General features: G+C 43.3%; 21 protein-coding genes. 16 read left to right on the top strand and 5 right to left on the bottom strand.

Going from position 1 to position 22,317, the window contains the following annotated elements; translation table 11 throughout:
- Positions 1–71: 71 nt before the first annotated feature.
- The 9 genes from rlmN (at position 72) to ACW689_RS08915 (ending at position 10,304) form a co-directional block, all read left to right on the top strand.
- A complete protein-coding gene (rlmN, locus tag ACW689_RS08955) occupies positions 72–1,208 on the top strand; it encodes a dual-specificity RNA methyltransferase RlmN (RefSeq protein ID WP_476290477.1) in 1,137 nt (378 codons plus the stop codon).
- A 99-nt stretch (positions 1,209–1,307) separates the two neighbouring features.
- A complete protein-coding gene (pilW, locus tag ACW689_RS08950) occupies positions 1,308–2,834 on the top strand; it encodes a type IV pilus biogenesis/stability protein PilW (RefSeq protein ID WP_476290475.1) in 1,527 nt (508 codons plus the stop codon).
- Complete coding sequence (locus ACW689_RS08945) at positions 2,831–3,799, top strand: RodZ domain-containing protein (protein ID WP_476290473.1); 969 nt, start codon at positions 2,831–2,833, stop codon at positions 3,797–3,799. The genes pilW and ACW689_RS08945 overlap by 4 nt, the downstream gene beginning before the upstream one ends.
- Before the next feature lie 6 nt (positions 3,800–3,805).
- Entirely contained in the window at positions 3,806–4,924 is a 1,119-nt protein-coding gene (gene ispG, locus ACW689_RS08940; RefSeq protein WP_476290471.1) for a flavodoxin-dependent (E)-4-hydroxy-3-methylbut-2-enyl-diphosphate synthase, read from the top strand.
- 159 nt (positions 4,925–5,083) lie between these two features.
- Complete coding sequence (gene hisS / locus ACW689_RS08935; protein WP_476290469.1) at positions 5,084–6,361, top strand: histidine--tRNA ligase; 1,278 nt, start codon at positions 5,084–5,086, stop codon at positions 6,359–6,361.
- A gap of 9 nt (positions 6,362–6,370) precedes the next feature.
- On the top strand, positions 6,371–6,991 hold the full coding sequence (locus ACW689_RS08930; protein WP_476290467.1) for a YfgM family protein: 621 nt from the start codon (positions 6,371–6,373) through the stop codon (positions 6,989–6,991).
- Between the two features lie 8 nt (positions 6,992–6,999).
- Positions 7,000–8,172 (top strand): outer membrane protein assembly factor BamB, encoded by a 1,173-nt coding sequence (bamB, locus tag ACW689_RS08925; protein WP_476290465.1) that lies wholly within the window; start codon positions 7,000–7,002, stop codon positions 8,170–8,172.
- Positions 8,173–8,244: 72 nt separating this feature from the next.
- Positions 8,245–9,714: a ribosome biogenesis GTPase Der gene (der, locus tag ACW689_RS08920; protein WP_476290463.1), complete on the top strand. Its 1,470-nt coding sequence runs from the start codon at positions 8,245–8,247 to the stop codon at positions 9,712–9,714.
- Positions 9,715–9,911: 197 nt separating this feature from the next.
- The gene (locus tag ACW689_RS08915) at positions 9,912–10,304 is read left to right on the top strand and encodes a VOC family protein (protein ID WP_476290461.1); all 393 of its coding nucleotides are present in this window, start codon (positions 9,912–9,914) and stop codon (positions 10,302–10,304) included.
- Here the strand turns inward: ACW689_RS08915 and ACW689_RS08910 are convergent.
- The 4 genes from ACW689_RS08910 to ACW689_RS08895 form a co-directional block, all read right to left on the bottom strand.
- Positions 10,281–10,631, bottom strand: coding sequence for a DUF2750 domain-containing protein (locus tag ACW689_RS08910; RefSeq protein ID WP_476290459.1), 351 nt, complete (start codon positions 10,629–10,631; stop codon positions 10,281–10,283). The two genes, ACW689_RS08915 and ACW689_RS08910, sit on opposite strands and share 24 nt — an antisense overlap.
- Before the next feature lie 26 nt (positions 10,632–10,657).
- Entirely contained in the window at positions 10,658–11,236 is a 579-nt protein-coding gene (locus tag ACW689_RS08905) for a glutathione S-transferase family protein (protein ID WP_476290457.1), read from the bottom strand.
- 67 nt (positions 11,237–11,303) lie between these two features.
- Positions 11,304–11,585 (bottom strand): peptidylprolyl isomerase, encoded by a 282-nt coding sequence (locus ACW689_RS08900; protein WP_476290455.1) that lies wholly within the window; start codon positions 11,583–11,585, stop codon positions 11,304–11,306.
- 71 nt (positions 11,586–11,656) lie between these two features.
- Entirely contained in the window at positions 11,657–12,208 is a 552-nt protein-coding gene (locus ACW689_RS08895; protein ID WP_476290453.1) for a glutathione peroxidase, read from the bottom strand.
- A gap of 73 nt (positions 12,209–12,281) precedes the next feature.
- Here ACW689_RS08895 and ACW689_RS08890 point away from each other — a divergent pair, with 73 nt between their 5' ends.
- From ACW689_RS08890 to ACW689_RS08880, 3 genes are all read left to right on the top strand, one after another.
- Positions 12,282–12,788 (top strand): N-acetyltransferase family protein, encoded by a 507-nt coding sequence (locus ACW689_RS08890; RefSeq protein WP_476290451.1) that lies wholly within the window; start codon positions 12,282–12,284, stop codon positions 12,786–12,788.
- Positions 12,789–12,840: 52 nt separating this feature from the next.
- Positions 12,841–14,787 (top strand): PAS domain-containing sensor histidine kinase, encoded by a 1,947-nt coding sequence (locus ACW689_RS08885; RefSeq protein ID WP_476290449.1) that lies wholly within the window; start codon positions 12,841–12,843, stop codon positions 14,785–14,787.
- 77 nt (positions 14,788–14,864) lie between these two features.
- A complete protein-coding gene (locus tag ACW689_RS08880) occupies positions 14,865–16,004 on the top strand; it encodes a response regulator (RefSeq protein WP_476290447.1) in 1,140 nt (379 codons plus the stop codon).
- A gap of 21 nt (positions 16,005–16,025) precedes the next feature.
- On the opposite strand, the gene queG is transcribed toward ACW689_RS08880, so the two are convergent.
- Positions 16,026–17,159 carry a tRNA epoxyqueuosine(34) reductase QueG gene (gene queG / locus ACW689_RS08875; protein ID WP_476290445.1) on the bottom strand — a complete coding sequence of 378 codons (1,134 nt, stop codon included), beginning with the start codon at positions 17,157–17,159 and terminating at the stop codon, positions 16,026–16,028.
- Between the two features lie 12 nt (positions 17,160–17,171).
- Here queG and ACW689_RS08870 point away from each other — a divergent pair, with 12 nt between their 5' ends.
- The 4 genes from ACW689_RS08870 to mutL are packed head-to-tail and all read left to right on the top strand — an operon-like array spanning position 17,172 to position 22,300.
- The gene (locus ACW689_RS08870; RefSeq protein ID WP_476290443.1) at positions 17,172–18,656 is read left to right on the top strand and encodes an NAD(P)H-hydrate dehydratase; all 1,485 of its coding nucleotides are present in this window, start codon (positions 17,172–17,174) and stop codon (positions 18,654–18,656) included.
- Positions 18,657–18,658: 2 nt separating this feature from the next.
- Positions 18,659–19,129: a tRNA (adenosine(37)-N6)-threonylcarbamoyltransferase complex ATPase subunit type 1 TsaE gene (gene tsaE / locus ACW689_RS08865; protein ID WP_476290441.1), complete on the top strand. Its 471-nt coding sequence runs from the start codon at positions 18,659–18,661 to the stop codon at positions 19,127–19,129.
- Positions 19,122–20,459, top strand: coding sequence for an N-acetylmuramoyl-L-alanine amidase (locus tag ACW689_RS08860; protein WP_476290439.1), 1,338 nt, complete (start codon positions 19,122–19,124; stop codon positions 20,457–20,459). Before tsaE ends, ACW689_RS08860 begins: the two co-directional genes overlap by 8 nt.
- A gap of 5 nt (positions 20,460–20,464) precedes the next feature.
- The gene (gene mutL / locus ACW689_RS08855; RefSeq protein WP_476290437.1) at positions 20,465–22,300 is read left to right on the top strand and encodes a DNA mismatch repair endonuclease MutL; all 1,836 of its coding nucleotides are present in this window, start codon (positions 20,465–20,467) and stop codon (positions 22,298–22,300) included.
- Positions 22,301–22,317 lie beyond the last annotated feature (17 nt).

Raw genomic sequence — 22,317 nt, 5'->3', positions numbered from 1 at the left:
GTTGTGTGTTTTTTGTACAATGTGCGGCTGCTTCATTAATTTTATACCGTCACTTGAATTGAGGTTGTTTCATGGCCACTACTGAAAAAAAGATTAACTTACTTGATTTAAACCGCGAGGGCATGCGAGAGCTATTTGCATCTTTTGGTGAAAAGCCATTTCGTGCCGATCAAGTAATGAAATGGATCTACCATTTTGGTGTGGATGACTTTGAACAGATGAGCAACATCAATAAAAAGTTGAAGGCTAAACTGACGGCTGAGTGTGAGATCAGAGCGCCTGAAATTTCAGTTAAACAAGTCGCAAGTGACGGCACAATCAAATACGCCTTGTTGCTTGACGGTGGCCAAGAAGTAGAAACCGTTTGGATCCCAGAAAAAGACAGAGCTACATTGTGCGTGTCTTCTCAGGTTGGCTGTGCGCTAGAATGTACTTTCTGCTCAACGGCTCAGCAGGGTTTTAACCGTAATTTAAAAGTGTCAGAGATTATTGGTCAAGTTTGGCGTGTAGCAAAAGACATTGGTCTTCATGATGGTGATAGCACTAAGCGCCCGATCACGAATGTGGTAATGATGGGGATGGGTGAGCCATTGTTGAATATTAATAATGTGGTACCTGCTATGGAATTAATGATGGACGATTGGGCGTTTGGCTTGTCGAAGCGCCGCGTTACATTGAGTACATCTGGGGTTGTGCCTGCTCTTGATATTCTTAAAGAAAAGATTGATGTTGCTTTGGCTATTTCTTTGCATGCGCCAAATAACGAGTTGCGTGATGTGTTGGTGCCAATCAACAAAAAGTACCCAATTGAAGAGTTTTTAGCAGCATGTCGTCGTTATATCGATGGCTCTAAAGCTAACAAAGACGTCACCATTGAGTACGTGATGCTACAAGGTGTCAACGACAGTACAGATCATGCTCACGAGCTGGTGAAAGTACTAAAAGGCACACCGTCTAAAATTAACTTGATCCCTTTTAACCCGTTCCCGGGCAATGAATATGGTCGCTCAAGTAACAGTCGTATTGACCGTTTTTCTAAAGTGTTACAAGCCGCTGGCTTGACGTGTATCGTACGTCGTACGCGTGGTGATGATATTGACGCAGCATGTGGTCAATTAGTGGGTGACGTCGTGGATAGAACGAAGCGTTTAGCTAAAAAACAGCAGCGTGACGACAACGCGATTGCTGTTAATGTACAAGCAAGCTAACGCATCCGTTAAAAAACAGTCCTTACAATAAAAAAGAGATGAATTGTAAGGACTTTTAGGTAGTATAAGAGCTCAGCGTAATTACAGGATAGGTGGTGCATGCGTTCTTGGTTGAGTGTACTTTTGGGATTAAGCCTGCTTTCAGGTTGTGTGACGCAAACGAGTTCTGTCACTCGTAACAAGCCGAGTGTACGAAGCGAAGTCAATAATCAAGAAGCGGCAAAAACCCGAATTACGCTTGCTTTGCAGTACCTTAGAGCTGGCAATAATAGCCAAGCTAAGTTTAATCTTGAAAAAGCCTTACAACTTGCACCCGACCTACCGCAAGGGCACTATTCATTGGCTTATTATTATGAGCAAGTTGGAGAAACGCAACGGGCCGATAAAGCCTATCAAAAAGCGCTCGACTTAGAACCCAATGATCCGAATACACTCAATAACTACGGTGCGTTTTTATGTCGCATTGGTCAGTATGATTCTGCAAGCGAGCAGTTTTTCAAAGCGATTAATGTGCCAAGTTATCTGCGTGTTTCAAGTAGCTATGAAAACTTGGCGCTATGTGCCATTAAGCAAGATAACTTTAGCCAAGCGCAAGATTATCTTAATAGTGCAATTGCACACGATGGGCGCAGTCAATCAGCGCTGATTAGCTTGGCCGCATTGTTCTACGCCAAAAGTGATTTGCACCAAGCATTAAGAGTGCTGAAAAATTACGCAGATAAAGGTTTTATTTCATCGCGTAGTTTACTGTTAGAACATTTGCTGCATGCCAGTATGGGGCACCTACAAAAGTCACAAGAATTAGCTGATTTACTGATCCAAACATACCCAGATTCGTACCAAGCGCAAGTGCTGCTAGCAAATACGCTCGAAAAAAGTGAGTTTGTGCGTTTAAAAGAACAGTACCGAGTTGCCCAACTCAAAAGAATCACACAGAAGTCTCCTGCACGTATGAGCATGCAGCCGCAAATTAAAATCAAACGCAAAGTGCCGAGTGAGGAGACACAACCAAGCGGAATAGATAAACGTGATAGCAGCAAAAGTGTTTCTTTAAAGCCCCAAACTCAATTCACAGCGGATTCAGGTCAAGCGACTAATATAGTGCAGCAAAGAGTTACTACAGCATCACAGGATAAACCTGCTGAAATAGCTCTGAAATCTAAGCCATCCGGACAGGTCCGCTTTTATGAACCTGATCCTAGCGAAGTACGCTTTAAACCAAACTCAGGCATATTAGTTCAACAGCTGCAAGTACAGCGCAATGTATCATTACATTCTTTACCCCTTTTGAATGAGGATGTGCGTGCGCCAAAAGTGCCTTTTCATGTGCTTGAATTTGGTGAAAACTTATTTAGTTTGTCGGTAAAATACAGCATAAAACTCGTTAAATTGCTGCAATGGAATAATTTAAAGGAATCCGATAAAGTGGTTGCAGGACAAAAGATTTACTTGAATAATCCTGCCATCACCCATGCGATACAAGCTGGCGATACTTTACTCAAAATTGCGACTCAGCATGGACTGTTGATCGATGACTTAATGCGATGGAATAAGTTAACGCCCGACGTGGCCTTACGAGAAGGTCATGGCATATTGATAGTGGACCCTGATAGTTACGTCTTATGAAACCAGAAAATATAGAAATGGAAGAACAGGCTCTCAGCCTCGGACAATCATTACATGCTGCAAGAAGTGCGGCCGGACTGAGCATTGAGGATATTTCTGCGCGATTAAAATTAACAGAGTCTCAGATAGTTAAACTAGAACAAGATGATTATCTTGATCTTGGCCCCATAACATTTGTACGTGGCTATGTCAGAGCGTATAGTCAGCTATTGGATCTAGATGTTGAACAGACGCTGTCTTTGGTGTCGTCGCCAAGTTCGGCTGAGTCAACCAAGAAGATGCAAAGCTTTTCAAGGCGAACAGAAAAAGAAGCCAGTGATAATCGTCTTATGATCATCAGCTATTTGATTTTAGCTGTGGTAATAGGCTCATCCGGTTTGTGGTGGTGGCAGACAAGCACTGAGGCAGTGGTTCAACCACAATCGATACAACCCAAAACTGCTTTAAAGAGCAGTACAGCTCAACCTATAGAAAGTTTTGGTCAGATTGAGTCAAAAAATGCGAATGAGGCGCCAGCCGAACAAACATCAGAACCTGAACAGGCAGATGGTGCTGTTTCAGTAGACAGTGTCAGTGAGGCAGAATCTAGCGTGACAGTAGAGCAAACGCCAGAGACTCCAGCGCTTGAGATTCAGCAAGCCGAACCCGTTGTGTCACCTCAGACTATTGAGCAGTCAAATGAGTCAGTGGCGGCGTCTACAAGCCAGGAAAATAGTGACTTAAACACTGTGGTCATGCGTTTTAGTGATGATAGTTGGGTTGAAATTTTTGACGCGACTGAAGAGCGCATTGCCTTTGGCATAAAAAAAGCGGGTTATACAATGACCGTGCAAGGTCAGGCGCCTTTCTCAGTGGTGCTAGGCAAACATCAAGTGGTAGAGGTGGAGCTTGATGGCCAGTTGATAGATTTATCAGCACTACCTCGTAATCGTTTAGCAAAATTTAAATTACCGTTAGCAGAGTAACCGTCTATGTTTTCAGAATCACCCATTAAGCGCAGAAAATCAACACGCATATACGTGGGCAATGTGCCTATTGGTGATGGTGCGCCTATCGCTGTGCAGTCTATGACGAATACCAATACCATGGATGTGGATGCCACCGTTGCGCAGATAAGAGCCATTCAAGATGCTGGTGCTGACATTGTACGTGTATCAGTACCAACCATGGATGCCGCTGAAGCGTTCAAAAGCATCAAAGAGCAGGTGGATATTCCGCTTGTTACCGATATTCATTTTGATTACCGTATCGCGCTGAAAGTGGCTGAATACGGGGCCGATTGTTTACGCATCAATCCAGGTAATATTGGCTCTGAAGATCGTATTCGTGCGGTGGTTGATGCCGCGGCTGAGCGTAATATTCCAATTCGTATTGGTGTAAATGGCGGTTCTTTGGAGCGCGATCTGCAGGAAAAGTACGGTGAACCAACCCCAGAAGCCTTGTTAGAGTCTGCGATGCGCCATGTGGAAATATTGCAGCGCTTGAACTTCGACCAGTTCAAAGTGTCGGTAAAGGCGTCGGATGTATTCTTAGCGGTGGGGGCTTATCGCTTATTGGCCAAAGAAATTGACCAGCCTTTACATTTAGGGATAACTGAAGCCGGTGGTTTTCGAGCAGGTTCGGTTAAATCTGCAGTTGGCCTTGGTATGTTATTAGCAGAAGGGATCGGTGATACGTTACGTGTGTCATTAGCGGCTGATCCAGTTCAAGAAATTAAAGTTGGCTTTGATATTTTAAAGTCACTGAGAATACGTTCTCGTGGTATTAACTTTATCGCCTGTCCAAGTTGTTCTCGTCAAGAATTTGATGTGGTGAATACAATGAACCAGCTTGAAGAGCGTTTAGAAGATATAACGACGCCAATTTCTGTATCAGTGATTGGTTGCGTTGTTAACGGCCCAGGAGAAGCCTTGGTGAGCGATATCGGTTTAGCTGGGGCGAACCGTCGTTCAGGTCTTTATATTAATGGTGAACGCCAAAAATTGAGAATTGATAACGACAACATTGTTGAACAGTTAGAAGAACAGGTGCGTGACTTTGTGGCTAAAAAAGAGCAACAGGGTGAAATTGATATCAAGACAATAGAGTAATCCAAAACTTATATTTTTAGAACGTTGGTGCATATTGCCATGTTGGCCACTAGGTCGCATTTTTAGCCGGTTTGGGTATAATGAGCGATTAACTTTTAGGTTAGTCGGGCTCATTGCGGCGATTGCATTGATAATAAACAGATTTATTTAGGAATTTCAGTGGCAAAACAAATTCAAGCAGTTCGTGGTATGAACGACTGTCTGCCGGGTACAACACAAATTTGGCAGAAAGTAGAAGACATTTTAAGAAAAACGGTTGCATCTTACGGCTACCAAGAGATCCGCTTTCCTATCGTAGAGTCAACAGACTTATTCAAGCGCTCGATTGGCGAAGTGACCGATATCGTAGAAAAAGAAATGTATACCTTTGAGGATCGCAGTGGCGATAGCTTAACACTGCGTCCAGAAGGGACGGCGGTGTGTGTGCGCGCAGGTAATCAGGCCGGTTTGCTGTATAACCAAGAGCAACGCTTATGGTACATGGGCCCTATGTTTCGCCACGAGCGTCCTCAAAAAGGTCGCTATCGTCAATTCCATCAGTTTGGTGTTGAAACTTATGGTATGGCAAGTGCCGATATTGATGCCGAAGTGATACTCATGACAGCTCGCTTATGGAAAGAGTTTGGCATTAGCCAGTATGTGAAGTTAGAGCTGAACTCTTTAGGCTCAAATGAAGCTAGAGCCACTTACCGAGATGCGTTGATCGCATTTTTGGAGCAACATGTAGACCGTCTTGATGAAGACAGCAAGCGCCGCATGCACAGTAACCCGCTGCGTGTACTTGATAGTAAAAATGCTGAAGTGCAGGCATTATTAGTTGACGCGCCAAAGTTATCTGAATACTTAGATGAAGAGTCTCAGGCACATTTTAAAAATTTATGTGAACGTTTGGATGCAGCAGGCGTCGAATACCAAGTTAATGAAAAGCTGGTTCGCGGCTTGGATTACTACAATCGCACTGTATTTGAGTGGGTGACTGATAGCCTTGGCGCCCAAGGAACCGTGTGTGCAGGTGGTCGCTACGATGGACTCGTTGAGCAATTAGGTGGTAAAGCAACCCCTGCTGTGGGCTTTGCTATGGGCCTAGAGCGTTTAGTGCTTATGCTTCAGGAACTCGAGTGTGTTGGTGACATTCGTCGTAATGCGGATGTGTATGTTGCTGCAATGGGGGATAAAGCGAGTATTCAAGCACCTGTGATTGCAGAACAGCTACGCAATGATGTGATTGGGCTACGCGTGATGGTTCACGCCGGTGGCGGTAATTTTAAGAAACAACTAAAGCGTGCAGATAAAAGCGATGCCTTGGTGGCGTTGATCTTAGGTGAAGATGAGCTAGCCGAAGGCAAAGTAACCGTGAAATATCTGCGAGAACAAAAAGAACAGATTACAGTGTCGTTGGATGAGATTAAAACTCTATTACAAGCGCTGATAGCATAAGAGGTTAGAATGGAAATTTACTCAACAGAAGAACAACAAGCCGAAGCAATAAAACGATTTTTTCGTGAAAATGGCGTCTCTTTAGCGTTGGGCATCGTGATTGGTCTTGGTGGCCTATACGGCTGGAAAGCTTATAACCAGCATCAAATCGACACAGCAGAAGCTGCATCAGAGGCTTATAACAAGTTTGTTGAAAGTGATGATGTTGTTGCCGCGAGCGACAGCTTTGTAAAAGAAAATGCAGATTCTAACTATGCGGTCTTGGCTGCATTTGTTGCGGCGAAAGAAGCGGCTGATAAGCAACAGCTTGATGTTGCAGCACAAAAATTACAGTGGGCTGCAGATAACGTTAAAAGTGATGAGTTAAAAGCCACTGCTTTAATTCGCCTTGCTCGTGTTCAACTTGCTCAAGCGCAATTTGATGCGGCTGTTGCAACGCTAAACAAACCAATGCCAGAGAGTTTTAAAGCACAAGTTGCCGAAATCAAAGGTGACGTGTTCTTAGCGCAAGGTGATAAAGCACAAGCGAAAGCACAGTACCAAGCTGCTTTAGATGCGTCAAAAGATGCCGCTAACAACCTGCTAAAGATTAAGTTGGACGATTTAGCTACAGCGCAACCTGCTGCCTAGGAGTCGTCATGAGAAAGCTTAGTATGGCCACCTTGGCGCTATGTATGGCGTCGTTGTTGGGATGTTCATCGAGTGATGAAGAAGAGTTGGTATTACCTGAAGTTAATAACCAATTCGAAACTCAGGTTGTTTGGCAAGAGTCGGTCGGCAGTGGTGTTGAGCACTACTTTTCTCGTCTGAGTCCAACAGTATACAAAGATACCGTTTTTGTTGCAGAGCGATATGGTGCCGTTAAAGCGCTGAACTTGGAAACAGGTAAAACGCTTTGGGAGACAGATACACGTAAAGACCCTGCTTTTTGGCCTTGGGAAGATAACGACAGTGCTAAGCTTTCGGGCGGTATCTTACAGGCTTACGGTAATGTTTATATCGGTTCTGAACATGGCGAAGTAATTGCCTTAAATAGGGACTCGGGTGAAATAGTTTGGCGTAAAAATGTACCGGGTGAAGCGCTATCGTCACCAGCTGCTGGCGACGGTTTAGTGTATGTGAACTTAGGCTCTGGTAAACTGCTGGCATTGCACCCTGATACAGGTGAAGAGCGCTGGCGCCACGAGCAGGAAGTGCCAGCTCTGACTCTTCGCGGATTAAGTTCACCGACAGCCGGCAATGGCGGGGTGTTATTTGGTGAAGAAAGTGGCAAGCTTTCGGTATTAATTGCTGAAAATGGCTACACCGCTTGGAGTGCTGATGTATCAATCGCAGAGGGTGCTTCTGAGTTTGAGCGTTTGGTTGACGTTGATACTCAACCCGTTGTGAGCGGTTCACTCGCTTATGCAATCGGCTATAATGGTAATTTAGTTGCTGTTGATGTGCGTAGTGGTAATGTTGTTTGGAAACGCGAATACAGCAGCTACCGTGATTTAACCATTGAATTGAATGTTATCTATTTGGTCGATAGTGAAGGTGTGATTTATGCACTCGATAAAGACTCAGGTATTGAACGTTGGAGCCAACCTGCGCTTAGAGGGTGGTATTTAACGGCACCAGCAGTTGCAGGTAATTATCTGGCCGTTGGTGATCAAGAAGGTAACTTACATTGGTTGGATAAACAAACGGGTCAACTTGTAGCAAGAGAATCGTTTGATAGCTCAGGCTTTTTTGTTCAACCAATCACGGCTGACGACAAGCTGATTGTATACACCCGTGATGGTGAAGTAAGCGCAGTAAAAATTCCATAACACTTAATGTAAGTTAAGTATGTTAAGGCTTCGCATTGCGAAGCCTTTTGTTGTTTATTAAAGAGGTAGTCTATGCTTCCGGTGATCGCTCTTGTTGGGCGACCTAATGTGGGCAAATCCACACTGTTTAACCGCTTAACGCGTACTCGAGATGCGCTTGTGGCTGATTTTCCAGGTCTGACTCGTGACCGTAAATATGGGCAAGCCAACTATGATGGCTACGAGTTTATTGTGGTTGATACAGGCGGTATCGATGGCTCTGAAGAAGGCATTGAAACCGAAATGGCAGAACAATCGCTATTAGCGATTGAAGAAGCGGATATCGTCCTGTTTTTAGTCGATGCGAGAGCCGGTATGAATGCTGCTGACCAAGCGATTGCCCAGCACTTGCGTAAGCAGCAAAAAAAGTGTTTTGTCGTTGCCAATAAAACAGATGGTATAGACGCTGATTCCAATTGTGCTGAGTTTTATCAATTAGCACTGGGCGAGGTACATCAAATTGCAGCAGCACATGGCCGTGGTGTTACTCAGTTACTTGATTTAACGCTACAACCTGTGATTGCCGAGCTGGCAGAGCAAGATGATGATATTGAACACGATGATAGCGAGATAGCAGAGCTTTATCTTGAAGGTGAAGGCGCTGAAGACGGTAAAACGGGCTTTGAAGATAAGCCAATTAAGCTTGCCATCATTGGTCGCCCAAATGTAGGTAAATCTACACTTACTAACCGTATTTTAGGTGAAGAGCGTGTGATTGTGTACGATATGCCGGGTACCACACGTGATTCAATCTACATTCCAATGACTCGTAATGAGCGTGAGTATGTGCTCATTGATACAGCAGGTGTACGCAAGCGTAAAAAGGTTAGCGATGTCGTTGAAAAGTTTTCAGTGATCAAAACGCTTAAAGCGATTGAAGATGCCAACGTGGTATTATTGGTTGTAGACGCAAGAGAAGGCATTTCTGATCAAGATTTAAGCCTACTTGGCTTTGCCTTAAACTCTGGACGTTCGTTAGTGATAGCGGTGAATAAATGGGATGGGCTTGACGATTACGTAAAAGAGCGTATTAAGTCAGAACTTGACCGTCGTCTTGGCTTTATTGATTTCGCTCGTTTGCATTTTATTTCTGCACTTCACGGCACGGGTGTTGGTCACCTGTTTGAATCGGTTGACGAAGCTTATGAGTCGGCAACTAAGCGTATTAGTACGGCAATGCTGCGCAGAATTATGGATATGGCACAAGCGGATCACCAGCCACCATTGGTCCGAGGTCGCCGTGTTAAGCTTAAATATGCGCATGCGGGTGGTTACAACCCGCCTAGAATCGTTATTCATGGTAACCAAGTACATGATTTGCCAGACAGCTATAAGCGCTATTTGATGAATTATTATCGTAAAGCCCTGAACATCATGGGGACGCCTATCAAGATTGAATTCCGTGAAGGGGACAACCCTTATGCTGGGCGTAGCAATAAGATGACCTTATCACAAAAGCGTAAATTAAGAGCGTTTACTAAAGAAAATCGCAACAAATCGTAGCGATGAGCTTTTATGCAGATTGATAACAGCGGCACCTAATGGTGCCGTTTTTTATGCTGTTCTATCTAGTACATACCTTTTTACAAACTGTTTTACGGCTATTTTTGTAGCCTAGGTTGTATTTTGCTCACTTTTGACTTTATGCTTAGTAAGCAGCAAACATTGAAGTATGTTGCTTTTTCTTATCTGGGTGAGTTATGACACGGTTTGCAAAAACAATTATCTACGTTGATAACGTTGAAGAAGTCCTCGATTTTTATTATCAAGCATTTGGCTTGAGTGCGTTATCGGTAAATGAAAATGCCAGTTATGGCGAGCTAGATACAGGTGAAGTGATCTTAGCATTTGCCAATCATCCATTGGCTCAGGCGCAGTTCAAACAAAGTTATATTCGTGCCCAACCTAAACAGCCTGCATTGGGGTTTGAACTTACCTTATGTTGTCAAAATGTCAGTGAGAGTTACGATAAAGCAGTGATTGCGGGTGCAGAGCCATTAATGCCACCCAACGCAAAAGGTGAGCACGCACAAGCTTATGTGCGTGCAATAGAAGGTACTCTAGTGGCGTTAGTCAATGAGCGCACGAGCTAAGCCAACGGGCTCTATCTCCAAGCAAACGTTGTCATCATTCCAGTTTAAGCCGAATAAGGCTTGGTCTTCATTCAAATCTTCGACCCATTCATCCAAAAACTCATCCAAAGAAATCTCAATGGGCGTGTAGTCCTGCCATTCTTCTTTACATTGTGCCTTCGCTTTTTGTTCGCTGTCCCACACGAGCAGCACATCGGTCTCTTCAAATTGATTCGACTCAACAACTACCACGCCACCATCGTCCGCGCCAAGTGCCCAAATTTGTGCATTCAAACGAACTTGTTCTACGAAGGTGACTAATTCAGATTCTATTTCGATGTCGCTCATTGCGTTTACCTTAAAAAGTTGGGTATTTAATTCCTAGGATTGGAAGAAGAGCTACCTGCAAGGCTGTGATGCTCATTCAGGAACTTCACTAACTCGCTATGGTGACTAAAGTCGCTTAAACTTCTAAACTCAATCCAATCTAGCAAGCAGTATAAACTGATCTTAAGATAGTCGCAGTCTAAAAACGCGCTTTTTGTGCATTGTGTATTAAGTTCTGTTAGTACCGCATCGATACGTTCACGCTGTAAATTGAAAAATAAACTATCACTTTGTATGTCAAAGTCCGAGCGACTACATAGTAGCAATTCTATGAGCGAGTCATTACATGCGTTTATTTGTACTAACTGATTTTCTTGCCAATAGGATAATTTCTCTAAAGAAAACTTGTCACTCAGATAACGATGGATCAAGTTTGAATCGCAAATTTTATGCTCACCGTCAATTAGGAAAGGAATTTTTCTCGCTGGGTTGTTAGCGATTAATGTTGCCCTGTCTTGCTCGTTAAATATGTCTAAGTGCTGATAGCTAATGTTTAGATTGTGATGTGCGATCAGCATTCTAATGCGTCGAGCGTATGGAGATGTGTTGGAACCAAACAGTTGCATAAAAAATCCTTGTAATTATAAATATAAAAAAAGCCGCATGCAGCGGCTTCCCTGAATTAATGCTAAATCAATCTGAGCGGCTTGTCACTTCCAATAGGTGAAAACCAAATTGTGTTTGCACGGGGCCTTGTACTTCGTTAACGGGCGCTGAAAAAACGACTTTATCAAATTCTGGCACCATCATACCAGGGCCAAATTCTCCAAGTGCCCCACCATCTTGGCCTGATGGGCAACTTGAGTACTGTTTCGCTAGTTCCCCGAAGTCTTCGCCTGCAGCAATGCGTGCCTTCAAATCTAAGCATTCTGCTTCACTTTCGACCAAGATATGTCTTGCGCTTGCAACTGTCATACACTCTCCAATATTCGCCTGTTATTTTTATTGCGTATTTTTTATTCTAATACAAGAGTGTCAAAATCACACTATTTCGTGTTCAATGCTTTCTCAATTGCAGTCGTAAGTTCTTCCGATAATGGTTTAGTACGGCTATTAAACCGGCTTATCGTTTTACGGTCAGCCGACACAAGATATTTGTAAAAATTCCAGTTTGGTGAACTCGTTTGCTCGTTTAAGTGTTTAAAAATTGGGTTAGCATCACTGCCTCTTACTTCTGAGGTCGCCAGCATAGTAAAAGTAACGCCATAATTTACAAAGCACACTTTTGCCGTCTCTTTCTCGTCATTTTCTTCTTGAAAAAAGTCATCTGATGGAAAGCCCAAAATGACTAAACCTTGCTCTTTATATTTTTGATTGAGTGCTTCGAGATCTTTAAACTGGTCGGTAAAGCCACAGTTGCTCGCTGTGTTTACAATGAGTAAAGGTTTGTTCTTAAACTCGCATAGGTTGATCGTCTGTTCTGAACGAAGCTTGCGCAATTCGACATTAGTAAAATCGTTACATTCATTTGCAGATAAACTGCCACTAGAGATCAAAGCGCTTAATAACAACGACAGGCTTAATGATTTTTTAAACATCTGCTTTCCTTAAAATATTAACTTCACTTATCATACGCCATTATTCAGTGTGGCGATCAGGTTTTATGGTGATATGACAATTAGACGAGCCAAATTAAGCGATCTTAAGTGTATTGTTGAGATTTATAATGAAACGATTGCCAGTAGAATGGTCACTGCCGATACTGAACCCTCGAGCGTTGAAGATAAGTTGGCTTGGTTTGATACACACCACGATGAGCGCCCCTTGTTCGTTTTTGAACGCGAAGCGCAGGTACTTGCTTGGCTGAGTTTTAAATCATTTTATGGACGCCCTGCTTACGATGGCACCTGTGAAATCAGTATTTATATCACTCAAAGTGCAAGAGGTCAGGGGCTGGGGAGTAAATTGCTAGAGTTCGCAGAGTCCCATGCTCCGAGTATCCAGATTTCAAATATCCTCGGCTTTATTTTTAGTCACAATAAACCGAGTATTCGACTATTTGAGCGTCATAACTATGCTAAGTGGGGAGAATTACCAAATATCGCCTGCATGGACAACAATCATTTCAGCTTAACGATCATGGGAAAGTCTTTGCTAGAAAATTGTAAAGGCTCATAATTTGAAATCTCGTCTACACTAGGTAAAGGCAAGAATAACACCATGTAGGCTAATGACTAACAAAGTATTGATCATCGACAGCAACAGTGTTCTGGCTATGCGACTAAAGGTTTTATTTGAACTTTTAGGCGGAGATGTTGAGCACATTCATTATCGAATGCTCAGTCAACTAACTGATTTTGAACAATATGACGCAATCACCATTGCCAATGGGATACCCAATCGATATTTGGATTTGCTGTCAGAATTACGTCAACATGAAAAATTGATCCTACTTGCCCCCAAGCCTGATAACGCAGAGCAACTTGCGCTGTTTAGTCAATTCAATAGAGTACTGCCTAACGGGATTGTTGTTTACCCCTTTTTTTCGAACAAAGAAATCACCAATTTATTAGAGCGGGTTTTTGAAATTGGCGGCGAGCACGGCATAACGCTGCCATCGGTGCTTATTGCCGATGACTCTTTGGATCGACTTGGTCAACTGGCGACCAGTTTGTCGGGGGCTCAGTTGCAGGTGTATACCGCTAGTACATCTACAGAAGCTCTGGCGCAAGCACAAGAGCAAAGCATTGATGTACTCATTAGTGTGTTTCACTCCCATGACAAATCGGCAATTAGTCTGTTCAAAGAGCTCAAGTTACTCAACCCCAATTGTCGTTGTTTGTTGTTCACAGATAAAGCAGATCAGGTAGATATGCTACAGGCTATTCGCCAAGGCGTAGATGATGTTTTGATAAGTCCGTTCGACGATGGCGATATGCTGAAATCACTTCATAAGCTTTGGCAAACTGAGCTACTGAAAAGGCATAATCAAGAACTGGTTGGGCGCTTGCAAGACACGGTAGATGCGCTAATCGAACGAGACAGCTTATTAAGAGTGATATACAAACATACGCCAGATCCCATCATGTTATTTACGCGTGATGGCAATATTATTGAGGGGAATGATGCCTGTGTTGAGTTATTTCACTCATCGCAGGAGCAGATACAATCGAGCTCAATATTTGACATTTTTGACCGAGAGTCAGTTGCCAATTTAAAATCACAAATATTTGAATTAAAAGGAGGAAGAAGCTTCGATTGTGAGCTTTTACTTCCTTCGGATGAAATGCCGGTTCCTCTTATGGGTACATTTCATGAAATAGACCATCACGGTGAATTGGCATTTTCTGTCATCCTAAAAGACGTATCCTACCTTAAGAAAAAGCAGCAGGTATTAGAAGAAGCAAAAGAAGTGCTAGAGGCTGAGGTACAAGCTAGAACCGCACAGCTTCAAAAAGCAAAAGAAGCGGCGGAAGCAGCTAACATCAGCAAATCAGAATTCTTAGCTAATATGTCTCATGAGCTTCGCACTCCAATGCACTCAATTTTGAGTTTTGCACGATTTGGTATTGAAAAGCTTGAAGCTGGCGAAGTGCCCATAGACAAACTTGAGAAATATCTATCCCGAATAGAAACCAGCGGTGAGCGTTTATTAAGGTTGCTTAATAACTTGTTGGATTTATCCAAGTTAGATGCGGGCCGATTTCCGTTCACACCCGAGTTACATGACTTGGTTGGCATTATTAAAACCGGTATCGATGATGTATCAGGATCAGCATTGGCGAAACATGTAGAGTTTCAACTTGAATGTGCGGAAAGCTCACTAATAGCCTCGTGTGATAAAGAGCAAATCAATCAGGTGATCAGAAACCTATTGGGCAATGCCGTTAAATTTAGCCCTGAGTATGGACATATTGGCATCGAAATCACTCAATTAGAAGGCAAGGTTAAAATTGAGATATGGGATCAAGGGGTTGGTATTCCAGAAGATGAGTTAAGCCAAATATTTTCAAAGTTTGTGCAAAGTAGTAAGACGAATAGCGGTGCAGGTGGAACGGGTTTAGGGTTAGCTATTTGTAAGGAGTTTGTGCTGCTTCACAAAGGGTGCATTTGGGCAACAAACAATGAACCTACGGGGGCCATAATGCATATTGAACTCCCATTGAGTCAACATTAGTTGGTGATAACTCGCACAATGTACAAAGCAAGACTATAACTAATTCAGGTAACCATTTTTTTAGAAGGAGTTTGTGTATGGCACTGCAACGTGTTCTCGCCGTGGATGATGAGCCATTCAACCTCGAAATTATCGAAGAAATCCTTGAAGATTTAGACTTTGACTTAAAAACTGCCAGTAGTGGCCCCGAGTGCTTAGACATGCTTAAAGAGTTTGATCCTCAAGTGGTTTTACTCGATGTTAGCATGCCGAAAATGAACGGTTATGAGGTGTGTCGAGCTATCAAAGCTAACCCTGAAACCAACCATATAGTGGTGATGTTTGTATCTGCCAGAGGCTCTGTTGAGGAAAGGATGGAAGGCTATGCTGTGGGTGCTGAAGACTACATAGTTAAGCCATTTGGGCAAGGTGAGTTGACGACAAAGTTGATAAAGCTAGGTCAAATGTTGTTGGAAAAAGATATCTTAGAGCAACAAGTTGAAGATGCCACAACCACTGCCTTTAGTGCAATGGCCAACAGCAGTGAAATGGGGCAAATAGTAAACTATATTGAACATATTGGTTCAATTGATAATATCCCTAATCTAGCAAGTGCGCTCATAAACTGCTTATCACACTTTGGCTTGAGCTGTAACTTAGAAGTTCGAACAGAGGGTGAGCGGATGCATTATGCCACTTCTGGTATATGTTCACCCATTGTGTTGGAGCTTTTCGAAATACTTAAGTCGAAAGGACGTTTACACGAATTTACTAACCGAATTTTAGTTAACTACGAATATATCAGTGCATTGATATTGAACATGCCAGAAGACGACAATGAAAAACATGGTCGGATCAGGGACCATATTTGTTTTATTGTCAGTGTAACTGAGCAGCAGTTATTGGCCATTATGACACGCAATGAATTACGTGCGCAGCAAACAAACTTGAATGGTGCGATAGCTATGATCAATAGCAAATTCAAAAGTTTGTTACACCTATTGGAAAACAATCGCAAACAGAATGAGCAAGTTTTTAGAAAGTTACAAGAGCAATTTGAGCATCGTATCCCAACCATGGGTTTAGATGAGGATCAGGAGCTTTTCATCTATCGACACGTTGATGACGCAATTCAGAAGTCTGTGGCGAGAGAAGAGTCATTAATGCAAGTGAAGCTGGCATTTAGTGAAATAGAATCCGACTTATCGACATTAAGTAATAAAGTAGACGATACGTAAATACCTAGGCTATATTGACCTTTAAGCATCTCTAGGTAGGCCTTTTTCGATGATCCGTATTAAACGTTTGTGTTTTCGGCTTTGTGCATTTTGTTTTGCTGCTTGTTGATCAATGGCCCAGCGAATGTGTTCAGCGACAAGTTGTGAAGCTGAGTCGAGCTTAGCTTCGAGCGCCTGAACAATCCTAGGGCTAAATGGCGCGTTGCCTAATCCAACAGCTAGGTTTCGCAGCCACCTTTCATGGCCTATGCGTCGAATAGGACTCCCTTCTGTATTTTTTAAAAAGGTGTGTTCATCCCACGCAAATAGCTCGACCAATGCTCGGTCTTTCAAGGCAGTACGTGCCGAAAAGTCTTGCTCTTTAGTCAATTGGCCAAAGCGATTCCAAGGGCAAACGAGCTGGCAGTCATCACAACCGTATACTCTGTTTCCGATAAGAGAACGATATTGCTCGGGGATTGCACCTTGTAGTTCAATAGTAAGATAAGAAATACATTTACGTGCATCCACCACGTAGGGCTCGACAATAGCACCTGTAGGACAAAGTGTTATGCATGCATTGCATTGTCCGCATCCTTCGCTGGTTTGTGGTTCGTCAGTAGGTAGTGGTATATCCACAAACAACTCCCCTAAAAAAAACCAAGAGCCTGCTTTTTTTTGGATGAGTAAACTATTTTTACCACGCCATCCAAGCCCGGCTTTTTCTGCTAGCTGTCTTTCTAAAACAGGGGCAGAATCGACAAAGGGTCTAAATCCCAACTCAGAGACATCATCGGCAATTTTTTTGCCTAAATGTTTAAGGCGATTGCGAATCAGCTTGTGGTAGTCACGGCCTAATGCGTAACGACTAATATAGGCCGTTTCTTTATTTGCCAAGGTTTTGGCAAAACTTGCGTCAGGTGGCAAGTAGTGCATGGTTACGCTGATCACGCGTTGAGTGCCAGGCACTAGTTCAGCAGGGCGAGCACGTTTCATACCGTGCGCAGCCATATAGTCCATTTCTCCGTGATAGCCATTATCTAGCCAATGTTGCAGTTGGGCTTCATGTTTGGAAAGGTCTACATCAGTGATCGCAACATCTGCGAATCCCAGTTCTTTACCCCATTGCTTAATTTTTTTGGCCAGTTCAATATAATTAATACTATCAGTAGTCACGGAACGTTTATCTTGGAAGCTAAATACACTACTAATCTACCACAAGTCGCTTATAGCGCCCAGCAAGTGAAGCAATTTGAAGAAGAAGCGGCACTGCAAGCGGGATATAATTTGTCACAATTAATGCAGTTTGCGGGCGAGGCACTTTTCTCCTTATTTGATCACGAACTGGTGAGCGCTCAGCGTATCTTGCTTTTGGCAGGCAAAGGCAACAATGCAGGAGATGCTTACGTGTTGGCCAAACTACTTTATCAATCGGGTAGAGAGGTGCTTGTTTATAGTATTGAACCTCCTTCTTTGCTGACAGGTGATGCCAAAAGTGCTTATCAGAAGGCACACGAATTGGCGGTACCTATGACTGATAAGGCGCCTGAAATTGAGGATTACTGTGTCATAGTCGATGGTGTATTTGGTACGGGTTTTCGGGGGCAGCTTACCCCAGCACTAAAATCACTTTTTACAGCTTGTAAAAAGAGTAAGGCTACACGCTTGAGCATTGATATCCCAAGCGGTGTGAACGGCACCACAGCCCAAGTAGCAGAGGGGTCATTCGAGGCAAATATTACTATGACGTTTATTGGTCTTAAGCAAGGGTGTTTAACTGGCGCTGCAAAGGCACATAGTGGCACACTTTTATATGCGCCACTTGAAGTAGGTAACAAATTTGCTGAATTAGTTCAAAGCTCAATTTCGTCATTAGACCAAAAAAGTTTATTCGCATTGGCACCAAAAAGAGCACTCACCAGTTATAAAAATCAGTGTGGGCATGTACTTTTGGTTGGTGGTAACAAGGGAATGGCGGGCGCAATTCGTTTAGCAGCAGAAGCTTGCTTACGAAGTGGTGCAGGTTTGGTAAGTGTTGCTACTCACCCTGATAATGTTGCGATGGTTTTACAAGGGCGTTATGAATTAATGGTGCATGGTATTGATTCTGATAGCGATTTAGAACCGCTGATGGCAAAAGCTGATATTTTGGTAGTAGGCCCAGGGATGGGGCAAGATGAATGGGCTCATCGTCTTTTTAACTTTTGCCTAGCATTTCCTAAGCCAGTTGTCTGTGACGCGGATGGTCTCAATATGCTGGCAAAAAGTGAGCAGCGTTTTAACTCTGCGGTGCTTACGCCACATATGGGAGAGGCGAAGCGATTACTTGCAGATACAAGTGATTTTGACGAGCATGCGCGTTTTAATACCGTAACACAGTTGGTCGCGCAATACGCAGCAACGGTGGTATTAAAAGGACCGGGTTCGTTGATTGGAGATAGCCGTGGCATAAATATTAACCGTTCAGGCTGCGCAGCGATGGCAAGTGCTGGGATGGGCGATGTGTTGTCTGGTATAATCGGCGGATTATTAGCGCAGGGTATGCCGATATTTGCTGCAACTAGCTTAGCTGTGTATATTCATGGTTTAGCTGCACAAATTGCCGCCAAAGACGGTGAAAAAGGACTCCTTGCCAGCGATTTATTTATTTATATTCGACGTTTACTGGGGTAAATATGAACAATACTTTCAACCTTCACCTTGCTGACGAGGCGCAAACCGTTGCGATGGGCACGCGTCTAAGTCAATTGATTAAAGAAGGTGCGGTGTTGTTTTTACATGGCGACTTGGGAGCCGGTAAAACCACCCTGACGCGAGGTATTGTGCAAGGCCTTGGCCATACAGGCAAAGTAAAAAGCCCAACCTATACTTTAGTTGAACCCTATGAGTTAGATGATGTCTCAATATATCATTTCGATTTATATCGTTTAGGTGATCCCGAAGAACTAGAATATATGGGTATACGAGACTATTTTAGCCAACAAGCTGTTTGCGTCATTGAGTGGCCAGAGAAAGGTTTTGGATTTATTCCAACACCTGATTTGAATGTGACAATGTCATATCAGGGTGAGCAGCGAGAAATAACAATAAGCGCTGAGACACGGCGAGGACAGAAAGTCATAGATAATTTAGGACATGATGCGTAGTTTCCAAAACATAAAAAATTGGATTTGGTATGCCTTGCTGCTCAGTGTGAGCCACTTAGCATACGCACAGAACAAGATGGAAGGCGTGCGCGTTTGGCCATCTCCTGATAGCACTCGGGTGGTATTTGATTTATCACAAAAGCCCGATTACAGCTACTTTATGCTCAAAAACCCTTTGCGCCTTGTAGTGGATCTAAACGATACCAAAAAAGTCGATTCATTGCCCGAGATCCCAGTGGAACATCGCATCATTAAAAAGCTCCGATATAGCAAAGCAAAGAATTCACACAGTACGCGAGTGGTGTTCGATTTGAGCAGAAGTGCTAAACCTGTTGTTTTAGCGCTTGCGCCTGCTGGGCCATATAAAAATAGGCTGGTCGTTGATTTATATGCACAGCAAACAAGTTTGTATAGCAATGATAAAAACCAGTCGAAAAAGCGCGAACGTTTGACAGATAGAGATATTATTATTGCTATTGATGCAGGGCATGGGGGGGAGGATCCGGGGTCGATAGGCCCATCGGGTATCTATGAGAAAAATGTCACTTTGCCTATCGCAAAGCGTTTAGCTCGCTTGATCGATAAGCAGCCTGGTATGAAGGCGAGGCTGACGCGCACGGGAGACTACTTTTTAAAGCTCAATACGCGTACGGTGAAAGCGCGAGAAAAGCGTGCTGATTTCTTTGTTTCAATTCATGCCGATGCATTTTCCAGTCCTGGACCCAGTGGTTCGTCTGTGTGGGTATTATCGTTGCGTAGAGCAAACTCTGAAGTAGGTAAGTGGCTAGAAGATAAAGAAAAGCATTCTCAGCTATTGGGTGGTGCCGCTGAATTGATAAAAGACACCGAAAATGAAAAGTATTTGGCAAAAGCACTGTTAGATATGTCGATGGACCACTCTATGAAAACGGCGGTCCAAGTGGCACAAGAAGTAGTGGGAGAGTTAAAAAAGGTCACAAAGCTACACAAGAAAAAGCCCCAGTCAGCTAATTTTGGTGTACTTAAATCACCTGATATACCTTCTATATTGGTAGAAACTGGATTTATTTCTAATCCACGAGAGGAACGTTTGTTAACATCCTCAACGCATCAAGAGAAACTGGCTCGCGCTATTTTTAAATCGATTAAAAACTATTACAAACGCTATCCACCTGACGACTCTTTGTTTGCGCGATTAAAAGCGCCTGAACAGCACATTGTAAAAAGTGGCGAGTCGTTAAGTGTATTAGCAAGTCGCTATGGGGTGTCAGTGGCGGCACTAAAGCGGGCTAACCAGCTGAAAAATAATATACTCTATGTAGGCCAAGTGCTTACTATCCCCAAGGCGTAATTCCTATGACAATTGAAGTATTACCCGCTCGCCTTGCTAACCAAATAGCGGCTGGTGAAGTAGTAGAGCGTCCTGCCTCAGTGGTTAAGGAACTGGTTGAAAACAGTATCGATGCTGGGGCGACTAAAATACATATAGATATTGAGCGCGGTGGTCACAAGTTGATCCGAATTCGTGACAACGGCCATGGTATTGCCAAAGATGAATTGACATTGGCATTGTCACGTCATGCAACAAGTAAATTGAAAAGCTTAGATGATTTAGAGTGCATCGCATCGTTAGGATTTAGAGGCGAAGCACTGGCATCGATCAGCTCGGTATCACGTTTGACGTTAAGTTCTAAGCCTGCGGAGCAGGAAACTGCATGGCAAGCTTTTGCCGAAGGGCGAGATATGGCAGTGCAAGTGCAACCCACAGCACATCCAAATGGCACAACGATCGAAGTAAAAGATCTGTTTTTCAATACGCCAGCAAGGCGCAAGTTTTTACGTACAGAAAAAACCGAGTTTAGTCATATTGATGAGCTAGTGAAACGCATTGCATTGAGCCGCTTTGATGTAGCGATCACCTTAACTCATAACCAAAAAGTGGTGCGTCAGTATCGTGCACGGGCTCTTGGAGAAGGCGTAAAACGCGTCGCTCAAGTTTCGGGAAAAGCTTTTGAACAGCAAGCCACTTATATTGAGTCTGGCTCTGAAGGGCTAATGCTTTATGCATGGGTATTACCCGTTGGTAGCAGTAATAGTACCCAGTATACTTATGTGAACGGACGGATGATGCGTGATAAGCTTATTCTTCATGCTATTCGTCAAGCATTTGAGGAAGTGATTGGTGAACAAGAGCTTCCTGGCTTTGTGGTCTATTTAGAAATTGATCCCAGACAAGTCGATGTTAACGTGCATCCAGCAAAACATGAAGTGCGTTTTCATCAAGCGCGATTAGTGCACGACTTTATTGTGCAAGCTATCAAGCAAGCTGTCATACCCGCAGCACAGAGTTTTCAAGATCTAACGGCTACTTCTCACGTAGCTGAGGCTGATCATAGTAGCTACCGTAGTAGTTTACAGCCAAGTCTGGAAAAACATGTCGTATCTGAGACAGAAAATACATCGTCTAACTGGTCTGCAACATTTGATAGAGAAGCCAATCCGGCGAAAACGAATTCAGTGGGTGGGGCTAGCAGAACGGCGAAAAACACGCAAAGTACACACCAGTATAATGTGAACCAACTCTATCAAGGGCTGAGTTATCATCAAGCCAGCGAATTTGATCAACCTGTCGAGAACGATAATACCGCTGCGCTTGCTACACGAGTGACATCACTTTTGCCGATTGAAGAGGGTGGGGTTTTGTTGTCCAAACATGCCCAACTTTACGTTTCACACTGTAAGTATGCTTTGGAACCATATTGGTTGGAACAATTAGAGCAAGATGCGAGTTTACTTAGCAAAGCGTTACTTCTACCTGTACGTGTAAACCTCGACTCTTCAGAAATCGCTTTACTGACAGAGCAGCAGTCTTGGTTAACATTACTAGGCTTTGATATGCAGCTTTTTGACGGTTATGTGATGGTTAAAAAGCTGCCTGTAAGCTTGTATAATGTTGACGTTGGAGTGTTTATTTCAAAGGTGTTAGACGCTTGCTCTTGTCGCCATGATAGCATTGAAAGCTGGTTAAATTGGCTTGCGATTAATACACCAGAAAAGTACTTCTCTTCTGAGCAATTTACCAAAGTTCAGCAATATATGGAAAAAAGTGCTAAATGTTTGGCGCGCATTCAGGAAAAAGCAGTTAAAATAGATCATAAGATGTTTTTACAATTATTACCGCAAGAGTTTTAGAGTTGAGTAAGTTACCT

This window comes from Pseudoalteromonas sp. ABE4_541 (genome assembly GCF_056312285.1).
The sequence above is the reverse complement of the archived record's forward strand: the minus strand, read 5'-3'. Positions and strand labels throughout refer to the sequence as shown.